Origin of the sequence: Corynebacterium glutamicum ATCC 13032, assembly GCF_000011325.1 — a bacterium.
Classification (GTDB): domain Bacteria; phylum Actinomycetota; class Actinomycetes; order Mycobacteriales; family Mycobacteriaceae; genus Corynebacterium; species Corynebacterium glutamicum.
Window position 1 is genome coordinate 2973224 of record NC_003450.3, and the last position, 13414, is coordinate 2986637.

The 13414-nt window shown below is 52.4% G+C and carries 12 protein-coding genes and 1 pseudogene; 6 read left to right on the forward strand and 7 right to left on the reverse strand.

The window, feature by feature from the left end; genetic code table 11:
* Positions 1–4 precede the first annotated feature (4 nt).
* Positions 5–574 carry a helix-turn-helix domain-containing protein gene (locus CGL_RS13885; RefSeq protein WP_011015377.1) on the reverse strand — a complete coding sequence of 190 codons (570 nt, stop codon included), beginning with the start codon at positions 572–574 and terminating at the stop codon, positions 5–7.
* A gap of 164 nt (positions 575–738) precedes the next feature.
* On the opposite strand from CGL_RS13885, the pseudogene CGL_RS15860 reads away from it, so the two are divergent.
* The 4 genes and pseudogenes from CGL_RS15860 to CGL_RS13910 all read left to right on the forward strand — a co-directional run bounded on the left by CGL_RS15860 (position 739) and on the right by CGL_RS13910 (position 4555).
* A pseudogene (locus CGL_RS15860) lies at positions 739–1185 on the forward strand (NAD(+)--rifampin ADP-ribosyltransferase).
* Between the two features lie 59 nt (positions 1186–1244).
* On the forward strand, positions 1245–2372 hold the full coding sequence (locus CGL_RS13900; RefSeq protein WP_011015380.1) for a type IV toxin-antitoxin system AbiEi family antitoxin: 1128 nt from the start codon (positions 1245–1247) through the stop codon (positions 2370–2372).
* Entirely contained in the window at positions 2332–3141 is an 810-nt protein-coding gene (locus CGL_RS13905) for a hypothetical protein (protein ID WP_011015381.1), read from the forward strand. The genes CGL_RS13900 and CGL_RS13905 overlap by 41 nt, the downstream gene beginning before the upstream one ends.
* 256 nt (positions 3142–3397) lie before the next feature.
* Positions 3398–4555, forward strand: a complete 1158-nt coding sequence (locus CGL_RS13910; protein ID WP_011015382.1) for a hypothetical protein — start codon at positions 3398–3400, stop codon at positions 4553–4555.
* Between the two features lie 66 nt (positions 4556–4621).
* Here CGL_RS13910 and CGL_RS13915 read toward each other — a convergent pair whose 3' ends face one another.
* On the reverse strand, positions 4622–5422 hold the full coding sequence (locus tag CGL_RS13915) for a carbon-nitrogen hydrolase family protein (RefSeq protein WP_011015383.1): 801 nt from the start codon (positions 5420–5422) through the stop codon (positions 4622–4624).
* Positions 5423–5514: 92 nt separating this feature from the next.
* Here CGL_RS13915 and CGL_RS13920 point away from each other — a divergent pair, with 92 nt between their 5' ends.
* Positions 5515–5760, forward strand: coding sequence for a hypothetical protein (locus CGL_RS13920; RefSeq protein WP_011015384.1), 246 nt, complete (start codon positions 5515–5517; stop codon positions 5758–5760).
* A complete protein-coding gene (locus tag CGL_RS13925) occupies positions 5760–6896 on the forward strand; it encodes an alpha/beta hydrolase (protein WP_011015385.1) in 1137 nt (378 codons plus the stop codon). The genes CGL_RS13920 and CGL_RS13925 overlap by 1 nt, the downstream gene beginning before the upstream one ends.
* 59 nt (positions 6897–6955) lie before the next feature.
* Here CGL_RS13925 and CGL_RS13930 read toward each other — a convergent pair whose 3' ends face one another.
* From CGL_RS13930 to dnaK, 5 genes are all read right to left on the reverse strand, one after another.
* Positions 6956–8476, reverse strand: coding sequence for an acetaldehyde dehydrogenase ExaC (locus CGL_RS13930; RefSeq protein ID WP_011015386.1), 1521 nt, complete (start codon positions 8474–8476; stop codon positions 6956–6958).
* Positions 8477–8797: 321 nt separating this feature from the next.
* A complete protein-coding gene (locus tag CGL_RS13935) occupies positions 8798–9238 on the reverse strand; it encodes a heat shock protein transcriptional repressor HspR (RefSeq protein WP_011015387.1) in 441 nt (146 codons plus the stop codon).
* A 31-nt stretch (positions 9239–9269) separates the two neighbouring features.
* Positions 9270–10457: a molecular chaperone DnaJ gene (dnaJ, locus tag CGL_RS13940; protein ID WP_011015388.1), complete on the reverse strand. Its 1188-nt coding sequence runs from the start codon at positions 10455–10457 to the stop codon at positions 9270–9272.
* A gap of 204 nt (positions 10458–10661) precedes the next feature.
* Complete coding sequence (grpE, locus tag CGL_RS13945; RefSeq protein WP_011015389.1) at positions 10662–11318, reverse strand: nucleotide exchange factor GrpE; 657 nt, start codon at positions 11316–11318, stop codon at positions 10662–10664.
* Positions 11319–13175 carry a molecular chaperone DnaK gene (dnaK, locus tag CGL_RS13950; protein ID WP_011015390.1) on the reverse strand — a complete coding sequence of 619 codons (1857 nt, stop codon included), beginning with the start codon at positions 13173–13175 and terminating at the stop codon, positions 11319–11321.
* Positions 13176–13414 lie beyond the last annotated feature (239 nt).

A 13414-nucleotide genomic window follows, 5' to 3' on the forward strand; every position in this document is an offset into this window, starting at 1 on the left:
TATATCAAGCACGAGGTACACGCTTGTCCAAGGCAACTAAATACCTAGTGGCTACGGTGGTGGGATTAGCAAAGTCGGTATCTCGCGGAGGCCCAAACCGTAGACAATCCCCCGTTGAAAGTTCGTGGACCTCTTCACCTTCAGTAATACGAACGGCCCCTTCGAGTACCCAGACCACCTGATCCATGAAACGATAAGCATCAGCTGGGTAGCCAACTTCCGCCCCAGGAGGCAGCATTACTTCCACTAGTTCTAGTGGGGATTCTGACGGCTGTGACACTGCACGCCGTGTGTAACCGGTAGCTGGATCTGTCCATACAGACTGCTTTGACCGCCGAGCGCCCCGGTCATAGCCACCTTCAGCCTGTGCAATGAGCTCCGAAAGCGTCATACCCAATGCACCGGAAAGGCGTCCAAGTAATGCAGCGCTTGGTTGCGCCTCTGCGTTTTCCACGCGGGAAATCATTGCTCGCGACACACCGGAGGATTCAGCTAACGCCGAGATAGAGAGCCTGCGTTGGGTTCGCGCGTCGAAAAGCGCTTTGACGAGAGCAGCACTGAGATCGTCTTCCATGCAGACAATAATGTCGCTTTAAGAACAATTTTATCTACTATGAGAACATTTTTAGAGAAAGTAGCCCGCTCTGTGGGAGTAGCATTGGATTGCACAAAACGGATCGGGTCACGGGGCTCGGAAGACTACGATGATTCACCCACCTACCGAAAGCGCTTACTGCGATGAATAATCAGCTAGATCAGGGCCCCCTTTTCCACGGAACAATAGCGCGGCTTCAACCTGGTGACCTCCTTAAACCTGGTCATAAGTCTAATTACCGTCCTGACATAATCATGAACCATGTTTATTTCACCGCTCTGATTAATGGCGCTGGGCTTGCTGCCGAAATCGCTGCTGAATTAGACGCTGGCCTATCGGACGATGTTTTTCAGTTCCCCGGAAAACTCCGCGAGTTTATGAAGTGAAACCACTGGGGAGTTTTGACAACGATCCCAACGTGACCGACAAGAAGTTTCCAGGCAATCCAACGAGGTCTTATCGCAGTGACGAACTGCTGCAGATTATTCGAGAGATCACCGATTGGACTCGGTTAACTCCTGAGGCACTAGCGAAGTGGAGGGAAAGGTTACGCAATTACCCCCAATAAGAGCGTAGAAATCATTAACTAGCTGCATCGTTCAATATTAGTGAACGTTCAATATTGATGAACACACGCTACACTTAGATTATGCCAATAGTAACTTTTGAGGACTGGAATGAATCGTTCCTTCAGACGGGACTTCCCTTTGAACTCCTTGGACAGGTTCAAGGCAAGACTTTAGAAGACGAACCCTTCGCCGATATGGGCGAAGCCAAGTTAAGGATTAAAAATTTTGAATCGGTGAATGCGTCAAAAATAGTGCATGCGCTATATTTCCCCAACTTGAAATATCTCCGATTTACACTGCCACAGTCTGTGGACAAGTTCTTTATCTTATCCCCAAGTATTCCCCCTCGAGTTGCTGAACTTTTGCGCGAACAAGGGTTTATGTTCGCCGACCAACGAGGCAATGGTTTCGCATCATGGCCTGGGGTCCATATCGATGTCCGCGGTAAAACAAGCACCGATTCATCAAAGAAAATCAAAAGACGAACACCAGATCGTCGAACTGCATCACTTTTCACTCCTCGCAGAGCTCAAGTATCCGGAGCATTGCTTGCACAACCAGCCATATTAAGGTCACCAATCCGCGAGATTGCAGACTCAGCGTCCGTCTCTGTTGGCACCGCGATCCAAACTCTTGAATTACTCACCGAAGCTGGCTACTTGCGCAAAATAGAAAGCGGATACCGACTCATGAAAGGCGATGCACTGCTTGATTCATGGGCGCATGCCTATCCGACTGGGCTCGGTGTAAGCCAACAAACTTTCAGAGGCAATGGAGACCTTAATCGCTTTAAAAACATTGAACCTCTTGGGTGGATCAGTGGCGAACAAGCTGTCCCAAAACTTATCAGTGGCGGAAATACTGCACATATTTATGTCAACGATGACAGCGACGACAAGGCCACTAACAAAATCATTCAACAAGGACGACTTCGGAGAGATGATACCGAGGGCCAGGTATTAGTTCGACGAGCATTTTGGCGGCAATCAAAAAAGCATAATGAAAGCTACCATAAAAGAAATCTATCGCTAGCTTTTCCAACCCCATTTAACATGTGGCCGATCGCTCCATTACCAGTAATCTATGCAGATTTACTGTCCGTTGGGGATCCGCGCCTATCGGAAGTTGCCTACATTATAAAAACTCAGATTCAGGAATACACAGACCATGATGAATTCACCGAACGCGGACATTATTTTAGTAGTTAACAAGCTGTCCAAGTTTATTGATATCGAAAATATTATGCTCGTTGGAGCACGATGTAGAGACATTCACCAGCAAAAATATCGCGATCAAACAGCGGGTAGAAGAACTAAGGATGTTGACTTCGCTTTAGCTTTAGAAAGCTGGGACGACTTCAATCTATTAAAGCAACAATTCTCACCGACTGGTAACGCATGGCAAGGAATCACCATTGGAAATATTCCAGTAGATCTCGTGCCATTCGGAAATATTGAAAACCCACCCGGTGAAGTCTTGTCCAGAAAAGGTCATCTACTTAATGTCGCTGGGTTCAAGGAAGTATTCGAGCAAGCTGAGCTATATCCCCTAAATGATGCGATAGACATTAAGTTGTCTACAGTTCCCGGACTTACTGCGCTAAAGCTACATGCATGGCTCGACCGTAAAGAAAATAACATCAAAGATGCAAGCGATCTAGCATTAATCTTGTCGTGGTACGAAGAGGATGTAGAAACTTTATGGAATCGCTATTTTGCCCTGGAAAATCAAGGATACATAGGTGAACCAGAGGCAATGGCAGCTGAATTACTAGGACTTGACACTGGAAGAATACTCGGCCACAAGGAAACTCAAGCCCTCCTTGATCGATTTAATGAACAGTCTCCTCCTGAGCTAAACCAATTTGCTGAATCACTTGAAGCCCCTCCTGAACACAGTCACCCATTAGAACGGCGTCGTATCCAGGTCGAGGCACTGTTAGGTGGACTTAGAGATTCCCTCGGTTACGATGAATAGCTTCCAATCCCGCATTGTTCAATATTACTGAACGTTCAACATTAATGAACACGGCTGTTTAATTTTCTTTTATCCATCAGTCATTTTAAGCTTCCGCCCCTCGGCAAGGTGACGAAAATTTTGTTATTCTCTACGGTTTGAGGGCTTCTCGCGGGAAGGATTGGGTGAGGAGGGAGGCGTCGAAAAGCAAGAAACGCCTGACACGCGTAGCCGTGGCTGCGCACCTTTTACCTTGATTAGGTGCACAATAGGGAGTGTGACACCTCGCCCTGTTTCTTCTGTTGCGCGACTCGTTGAGGATAACGCGCAAGATTTTCTTCGCGCCGTTCAGGCGAAACTTTTAACGCTCGCGCCACAGGCTCGTGGGCATTTTCCCACTGCGGATGATGCGACTCATATCAGCATCGCCGAAATGGTGAGTGCGCTGTTGGAAGGCACTGGTGAGGAAGGGAAAGTAGACGACAAAACACTGGAGTTCTTTAAAGAAGCGGCGTTAGATGCGCGTCGATTTGGCCTGACCCCAGAAATGCACAGCGCTTTGGGTGAGGCCGTGCGCAGCGAACTATTGTCATTATGCGAGGATCTTCCCTTTGAAAATGTGCTGTTTGCCGAGCGTGCGATTGCTGCAACCACGGCTGTTTCCGTCGAGGCGGTTCGTGAAGCTGATGAGGCACACATTCCTGCCTCATATCAGGCAGAAATTGTAGAAGTTGAAAAGCGCAGCCGTAGGTTCACCGTCGTGCGCATGCAAGCTGAAACGCAACTGCCCTACCTACCGGGACAATATCTTGCAGCAACTGCGGATTTTCTGCCCAACACATGGCGCTACCTGTGCCCTTCGATCCCCACTAACGAATGGGGGCAGGTGGAGTTTCACATCCAATCAGACGCAGATGATATCGCTGGACTTTTAGCCACCACACGCCTTGGCGATAAATGGCGACTTGGCCCCGGTCGTGGAGATTTCGGACAAAGCAAAATTAGTTCCGGCAATGATTTGTTATTTATTGCACATGGAACGGGCCTAGCTCCTCTTCGCGCTTACATGTTTGAGCTGATGAACCAAGCAGCACCTCCACGTTTGCACTTTTTCGTCGGTGCCGACTACCCCGGTGAGCTGTATGAACTCACCGGCATGTGGAATTTTGCTGCAGCCAGCCCATGGCTTTCTGTCGTACCGGTGTCAACGCATGACAAGGATGCGTGGTGGGTTCAAGCCACCGAAGCATCGCAGCCACCGAGGGGTTTGCATTTGCATCAAACGGGTTCGATGGCGAAGATCGTCACCGAAGCAGGTGCTTGGGCCGACCGCGACGTGTTAATTGCTGGCCCTGAATCGTGGGCTCGGGATGTTCGGCGCGCGATGATTAGGCGTGGAACTCCGGCCCAGCAGATTGAGATTTTAGGGTTCTAGGTTGCCTCACCGGGCTGACCAATCAGAAGCGCCGACGTGCCCAACGAGTGATTCCTTAGACAGTGGTTAAAGAACAGGCAATGCCTCCCGAATTTTGGCCAAACCGCTGACATCAATATCCGCGATCAACATTTCTGGCTCATAACCCGCGCTAGCAATTACTTCACCGTGTGGGTTTGTCACCATGGAATGACCAATCCCCGTAGGGCCTTTTCGTTCATCGCGTAATTCTTCTGGAAGTCGCGCTTGCCCACACGCTACGATCCAGCAGGTGGAATCCAGTGCACGCGCGCGAGGGAGGACTTCCCATTGTTCTAATTTTCCAGGACCGTCTTGCCACGACGTGGGAACCACAATTATCTGTGCACCGTTGCGGGCGAGGTCTTTGAACTGTTCTGGGAATCGAATATCGTAGCATGTCGCCACACCAAATTTAATATCGTCGACCTCGAATACAACCAGCTCATCGCCCGGTTTCACAGTGTCGGATTCCCTATAACCGAACGCGTCATATGTGTGAATTTTGTTGTATCCCTGATGCAATCCAGCGCCACTAATCAGCACGGTGTTGTTGACGCGCGAGATCGTTTTTTCACCGCGCTGCACGGTGTCAGCAGGGGTGAACATGCCCGCAACGATGACAACGTCCAGCTCATCGGCTAATTTTCGTACCGCGGTGGAGAATTCGCCATCGAGCTCCTCCGCCTGAGTATCAAGCCTTCCCGTACCAAAGCTTTGCGAAGTCGCCTCCGGAAACACCAACACCCGAGCCCCCTGTTCCGCAGCTTTTTCAGCAGCATCACGCAGCAGGGCGAAGTTGTCCATCTTATCGGAATTCGTCGAGATCTGAAGCAAGGCAATACGCATAATCCACAGCCTAGGCGCTTTGAGGCAAGTTATACACAGGTTCGCGTGATCACTTCTTGCCCAGCATCGTAAAAACCACTTGAATCAGCAGCATGTACCTACAAACCGACCTCCCCAATCACCTCATCCACCGCGACATCACCTATCCCAGCCCCACACTTAACTGCACGCCCAGCCACACGGCCACCGCGCTGAGCAGCGCGAATCAACACTGGCGTCTATTGCTTTTCGACGCCAACCTCCATCTCAACAATCATCTTTCCGATATGCGCACTGTCAGCGAGCAGATGCTCAACATAGACGTCGATCTTGGCCACACACTGAATAAGTTGCACTGATGCTCGCCCTCAAAAGTTCAGAATTAGAAGGCATAGCCACATCACTCACCGCCGTGGCGGGTGCGCTCCACGAATCAAACACTGACCGGTTGCAGTCCTGGCAGCAGCTCGAAACGATGACCTCTGCCAGCTCCCTTATCCAGGGCTTTATCAAGCTTGTCGATTACAACCGACCCACAGTGAATATCGTGGAACAAATGCACAAAACCGCATCCACGCTTTTCAACACCGCTGATTTCCTACGCACTTTGGAAGGCTATGTTGATGTACTGGAAAAACAAGCCGATAAATCTATAACGCTCACCGTCATGCTTCGATATATTGCCAGCTTGAGTAGCCTTTTAGACCTCATGTGTGCACGCGAGATCAACGCGTTGTGCACAGCGATTACTCCAGAACCATTGAAGCATCTGGGCGATTTTGGCACTCTACCCGCCTCAGCAATCCACGAGTTTCATTTGGTGAATGCCCCACCAGAAATCCGTGCCTTAGCCGAAGCCCATCCCGATATGCAGATCCTAGAAGCCGGCGATGGTTCATTGGTAGCATCGTTTGGGGATATTGATAGGGCTACGACCGTGACCACCATCGTGGCAGGTGTGGGTTCCTCCAACCCAGAAGGGTGGAATACATATGTTGACCGTGCCCGCACAGTATCTGCTTCCACCGGTTCCGCAACGGTGTTGTGGCTGGGATATCAAGCACCCGCTTCGATTCCTGCTGCGGTATCCGGCGCGGCAGCGAATCGCGCTGCCGCGGATCTCCAGAGGTTTCAAGCGGCACTACAGTCCCGCAATCCCCACCAAAGAAAAGTAGTGATGGGCTACAGCTACGGTTCCACAGTGGTGGGAAAAGCTGCGTCTTCCGGCGAGCTCAGTGCCGATGCGTTGGTATTGGTTGGCAGTCCCGGCGCGGGTGTCTCGCACTCTTCCCAGCTTGGCGCACCTGTGTATGCGGTAACAGGGTCTGCTGATCCCATCGGTTTTGCCGGCACCCAATATGACGGCATCCACGGCACTGATCCCACCGCTGCCCTATTCGGTGCAACAGTGTGGGATTCGCCCTCAACGCATTCCGGTTATTGGAATGACCAGGAGTTCCTGGGCAATGTGGCGGAGGTGGTTCGCGGCAAATAGAAAAGCCGCCGCACACTGGAGGATGTGTGAGGCAGCTTTTCTAGGACTTAACGCTTAGATCAGAACAGTCCGGTTGGGTTTGGATCGTAGGAGACCAACAGGTTCTTGGTCTGCTGGTAGTGGTTCAGCATCATGAGGTGGTTCTCACGGCCGATGCCGGACTCCTTGTATCCACCGAAAGCGGAGTGCGCTGGGTAGTTGTGGTACTGGTTGACCCAAACTCGACCAGCCTGGATTGCGCGACCTGCACGATAAATGGTGTTTTGGTCACGGCTCCAGACACCAGCGCCGAGGCCGTAGTTGGTGTCGTTTGCAATACGGATGGCCTCATCGAAGTCGCTGAAGGTAGCAACAGAAAGGACTGGTCCGAAGATTTCCTCGCGGAAGATCCTCATGTCGTTGGTGCCGCGGAAAACGGTTGGCTCAATGTAGTAACCGTTCTCCATGCCATCAACCTTGTTGACCTTGCCACCAGTGAGGGTTTGAGCGCCTTCTTCTGGGCCGATCTTCAGGTAGGAGGAGATCTTGTCCATCTGCTCCTGGGACGCCTGAGCACCCATCATGGTTTCAGTATCAAGTGGGTTACCCAGCTTGATGTTCTGAACTCGCTTCACGCCAAGCTCGAGGAATTCATCAGCGATGGACTCATGAACAAGTGCACGGGAAGGACAGGTACAAACTTCACCCTGATTGAGGGCGAACATCGCGAAGCCTTCAACTGCCTTCTCTGCGAAGGCGTCATCCTGTGACAGAACATCGGAGAAGAAGATGGATGGGGACTTACCGCCGAGCTCCAGGGTGACAGGAATGATCTTGTCGGATGCAGCGCGGTTGATCAGCTTGCCGACCTCGGTGGAACCGGTGAAAGCAATCTTGCCAATCCGATTAGAGCCGGACAGTGCAGCGCCTGCTTCACCGCCGAGTCCGTTGACGATGTTGAGGACGCCCTCTGGGATGAGATCGCCGATGATGTTAATCAGATACAAAATGGATGCTGGGGTCTGCTCAGCTGGCTTCATGACGATCGCGTTACCTGCAGCAAGTGCCGGTGCGAGCTTCCAGGTAGCCATGAGGATTGGGAAGTTCCAAGGAATGATCTGACCAACAACACCGATTGGCTCGTTGAAGTGGTAAGCAACAGTGTTGTGGTCGATCTGTGAGGAACGATCTTCCTGAGCACGGATCGCGCCAGCAAAGTAGCGGAAGTGGTCGATTGCCAGTGGGATATCTGCAGCAAGAGTCTCACGGACTGCCTTGCCGTTCTCCCAGGTTTCTGCAACTGCGATTTCTTCCAGGTGCTCTTCCATGCGGTCCGCAATGCGGTGCAGGATCAGAGCACGTTCAGCGACAGAAGTCTTGCCCCACGCATCAGCGGCTGCATGTGCAGCATCCAGTGCAAGCTCCACGTCCGCTGCGGTGCCACGTGCGACCTCACAGAAAACTTCACCAGTGACAGGTGAAATGTTCTCAAGGTACTGGCCCTCTACCGGTGGAACCCACTTGCCACCAATGTAGTTCTCGTAGCGCTTTTCATAGTTAACGATCGAGCCTTCGGTTCCTGGATTTGCGTAGACAGTCATTGGGTCTCCTTTGGGCCACCTCCACCTGAGCACTACCTGTGCGTCAGGTGACACTTGGTCAACGATTGTGACAACGCGCACATTCGCACGCTTAGCAGCCACCATATTCACGAAAATCAATCCGCGCTAGAACCCCCGTTAAATTCACCCCCTTTTCTCAAAATTCTCGCAGCTCAACGCCGAAAGCCTTTCAAAAGTTATTACCCCTGTTCGGGTGGTTATACATGTATCTAATTGGCGAAAGCACGAAACGGGCACCTCCAAAAGATAAATGGAGGTGCCCGCTTAATTTGCTAGAAAGTGGCGTCGACAAGCATGTTTTTACTTGGAACGCCCCTTGCGGCGTTCCCACATGACCACCGCGGTGGAGCGGGGCACGTGCACCAGCTCGCCACGCGGACGCCCGCTGCGTAATTGATCTTTGAGCTGCTCATTCTCAGCTGTGACCTTACGCAGGGATTCTTTGAGGTTTCGGTTTTCTTCGCCGAGCTCGATGATCGCCTTGATTCCGGCGAGGTTTACGCCTTCCTCCTGGCTGAGGTGCTGAATTTCTCGGAGTAATTCCACGTCAGCGCGGGAGTAACGGCGACCGCCTCCGCGAGTGCGTATCGGGGTGACCAAACCCATGCGATCGTAGGTTCGCAAAGTTTGGGCATGCATGCCGGCAAGCTCGGCTGCGACAGAGATAACGAAGACTTCCCCTTGAAAATCGACACGGTCAAACTGACCTTCATCGTTGGATTTTTTCGGTGTGGATGCCATGTTTCGTCACCTCCTTTCTCAAAGAGAACGTCTAGCGGTTCTGGCCCGCCCAGTTAGCGCGGGGATCAAAACCTGAATTAGTTTCTGCTTCAGCATATGCGCGGAGAGCTTCCGCAGCGTTGTCATCCAGATTCTTCGGGACAGAAACCTGGACTGTAACCAGCAGATCACCAGTGGAATCACGTGCTTCGATACCGCGACCGCGTACACGCAAAGTACGACCATCTGGCGTTCCCGCAGGTAGCTTGAGTTTTACAGGCTTGTTGAGCGTTGGCACAGAAATAGCGCCACCCAAAGCCAGCTCGCTGAAGCTCACGGGAATGGTGATCAAAATGTTGCTGCCGTCGCGTGTGAACACATCGTCCTTTTTCACGTGGACTTTCACAAAGAGATCGCCCGCTGGTTTGCCATTTGGTCCTGCTTCGCCTTGGCCTGCAAGACGAACTTTCTGTCCATCTTCCACACCAGTTGGGATACGCACGGTGATGGAACGAGACTTCCGGACGGTGCCTCGGCCGTGGCAGTTATCGCAAGGATCAGTGATTATTTCACCAGTGCCACCACAGGTTGCACATGGAGCGGAGAATCCGAAAGCACCCTTGTTCTCAGAGGTGAATCCGGTTCCATCACAGGTTCCACATTTTGCGGGGTGGCCTGATTTGGAGCCCGATCCGTGGCAGGTGTTGCAGGGCGCATCGCCGGTGAGTTCCACTGGGATGGTCGTGCCTTTCGCTGCCTCAACAAACGAGAGAGTTATTTCGGTTTGTACATCCGCCCCCCGCGTCGGCCTAGCTGACTGGTGAGAACCAGCGCCGCGGTTGAAAAGGCCACCGAAGATATCGCCCAAACCGCCGTCCGTAGAAAACCCTCCACCTTGTCCTCCTCCGAAGAGGTCTGAGGTGTCGAATCCTCCCGTCGACGTGCGAAACCCGCCGGGGAATCCCGCACCTCCGCTTCCGAATCCTCCGCGGATTCCACCAGAAGCTAGAAGTGCTTTGAGCTCGTCGTATTCTTTTCGTTTCTTGTCATCACCAAGTACGTCATATGCCTCGGCCGCTTTTTTGAATCGATCTTCAGCGGCCTTGTCACCTGGATTTTTATCTGGGTGATTTTCCCTGGCGAGCTTGCGGTAAGCCTTTTTGATCTCATCTTCTGAAGCGGACGAGGAGACCCCCAGGTCTGCGTAATAGTTCTTATTTGCCCATTCGCTGTTGTTCACTGGGCATCCCCTCCTTCCATGAGTCTTATATGCGGTGAATTGTATGCAATTTCTTAAGTTATCTTGTGTTGCAAGTTTTGTTGTCCGGACACCGGCGGATACCTTTGAGTATTTATTACTTCAAGGATATCCGCCGGTGTTGTTCAAGGAGTTCCATCTGTGGACCGTGGACAACGGCGGAAACCACTAAGAGACTTAGTCTCTCTAGCTCTCCTCTGGATCCCCAATGAGGACCATTGCGGTGCGGATGACGCGGTCGCCGAGGCGGTATCCCTTGCGGAGTACCGTTCCCAGAACCTTGACATCACCCTGTGAGAGATCCTGTACTGCTTCGTGGATCTCTGGATCGAATGCTTCGCCGATCTCGCCGAAGGATTCCACCTTCAATCCACCCAGGATGTTGATCAGCTTGTCAGACAGTGACTTCAGCGGACCTTCGTTAAGGTCACCGTGCTGTTCAGCCAGGTCAAGATCGTCGAGCAACGGCAGAAGTTGGGTAACAACACCTGCGCGTGCGGTGTCGATGATGCCCTGGCGTTCACGCTCGGTACGTCGACGGTAGTTGGCGTACTCAGCGGTGACTCGCTGCAGATCCTCAGTGCGTTCGGCAAGCTGTGTTTCTACAGCGGACACTTCACCATCGCCATCCAAATCTGGATCAACATCTGATAGAAGATCATTGATCTCTGCTTCGAGCTCTGGAGAAATTTCTTCCTCTGAGGCCTGTCCAAATGGAGATTCCTCCGCTTGGCGGGCAGCTGCTTCTTCAGCTGCCTGCTCAGCACGATCAGCAGAGGTTGCCTCTGGATCGGTATTTTCAGGATCCCCAGGATTGTCGGGCATTCCGTTAGGGGTAGTCATTTACTTCTTGTCCTCACCATTGTCAGCTGCGTCGTCTTCGACAACTTCAGCGTCAACAACATTGTCATCTGCAGCGCCTTCTGCACCTGCGTCAGCCTGGGTTGCACCAGCAGCAGCGTCAGCCTCGTAGATAGCCTTACCCATTTCCTGGGACTCGGTGTTCAGCTTCTCAACTGCAGCCTTGATTGCCTCGAGGTCCTCGCCCTTGAGTGCTTCTTCAACGCCCTTGGCTGCCTCTTCGACCTTTGCCTTGAGGTCTTCGGAGACCTTCTCGGAGTTCTCTTCAACGAACTTGCGGGTCTGGTAAACCAGGGACTCAGCGTTGTTGCGGACTTCCTGCTCCTCGCGGCGCTTCTTGTCCTCATCAGCGTGAGCTTCAGCATCCTTGATCATGCGATCAATTTCATCCTGGGAGAGACCGGAGCCGTCCTGAATGGTGATGGTGTTTTCCTTGCCAGTACCCTTGTCCTTTGCGGTGACGTGGACGATGCCGTTGGCGTCGATGTCGAAAGTGACCTCGATCTGTGGGACGCCACGTGGTGCAGGTGCGATGCCGCCGAGCTCGAAGGATCCGAGCAGCTTGTTGGCGGTTGCGATTTCACGCTCGCCCTGGAAGACCTGGATCTGAACAGAAGGCTGGTTGTCCTCTGCGGTGGTGAAGGTCTCGGAACGCTTGGTAGGGATGGTGGTGTTGCGCTCGATGAGCTTGGTCATCACGCCACCCTTGGTCTCAATGCCGAGGGACAGTGGGGTGACGTCAAGAAGAAGAACATCCTTGACCTCGCCGCGGAGAACACCGGCCTGAAGTGCTGCACCAACTGCAACAACCTCATCTGGGTTAACACCCTTGTTTGGCTCACGTCCACCGGTCAGTTCCTTGACCAGTTCGGTAACAGCAGGCATACGGGTGGAACCACCGACGAGAACAACGTGGTCGATCTCCGAGACGGACACGCCAGCGTCCTTAACAACCTGGTTGAAAGGAGTCTTGGTGCGGGCCAGGAGGTCCTGGGTGATGCGCTGGAACTCGGCACGGGAAAGGGTCTCATCCAAGAACAGTGGGTTCTTGTCTGCATCAACGGTGATGTAAGGAAGGTTGATGTTTGCACTCTGGGAAGAGGACAGCTCGATCTTTGCCTTCTCAGCTGCCTCACGCAGACGCTGCAGGGCCATCTTGTCCTTGGTCAGGTCAATGCCGTTGGAGGACTGGAACTTCTCTACCAGCCAGTCAACGATACGCTGATCCCAGTCGTCGCCACCGAGCTCGTTATCGCCGGAGGTTGCGCGAACCTCAACAACACCGTCGCCGATCTCTAGGAGGGAGACGTCGAAGGTGCCGCCACCGAGGTCGAATACCAGAATGGTCTGCTCCTGCTCGCCCTTCTCAAGGCCGTATGCAAGTGCAGCCGCGGTTGGCTCGTTAACAATACGCAGAACGTTAAGGCCTGCGATCTGACCAGCTTCCTTGGTTGCCTGGCGCTGTGAGTCCTCGAAGTATGCAGGAACGGTAATAACAGCATCAGTGACGTCCTCGCCCAGGTATGCTTCAGCGTCGCGCTTCAGCTTCATCAGGGTACGAGCCGAGATTTCCTGTGAGGTGTAGTTCTTGTCATCGATAGCAACGGACCAGTCGGTGCCGATGTGGCGCTTGACGGAGCGAATGGTGCGGTCAACGTTGGTGACCGCCTGGTTCTTAGCGGACTGGCCGACTAGAACTTCACCGTTCTTTGCGAATGCAACGACGGAAGGGGTGGTGCGTGAGCCTTCTGCGTTTGCGATAACTACTGGCTCGCCGCCTTCAAGTACGGAAACCACAGAGTTGGTGGTTCCAAGGTCAATTCCTACTGCACGTCCCATAATGGTGCCTCCTGTTTTAGGTGATTTTAGTACTGTCCACGGCTTGAGCTTTGACTTGCTTCCCACCGACTTTCGCCGGTAAGAAAAACTCCTCATTGAGCCTGCCTGACTCAAGCTTACATATATAGCAACGGTAAATGCCACAAAGTTGTTCCAACTAGACTCAACTTTCTTAATTTACGCAGGTCAAAGCGCTTCACTTGAGAAAAAATCCGGGTTTACCCCTAATTTTCAACCAC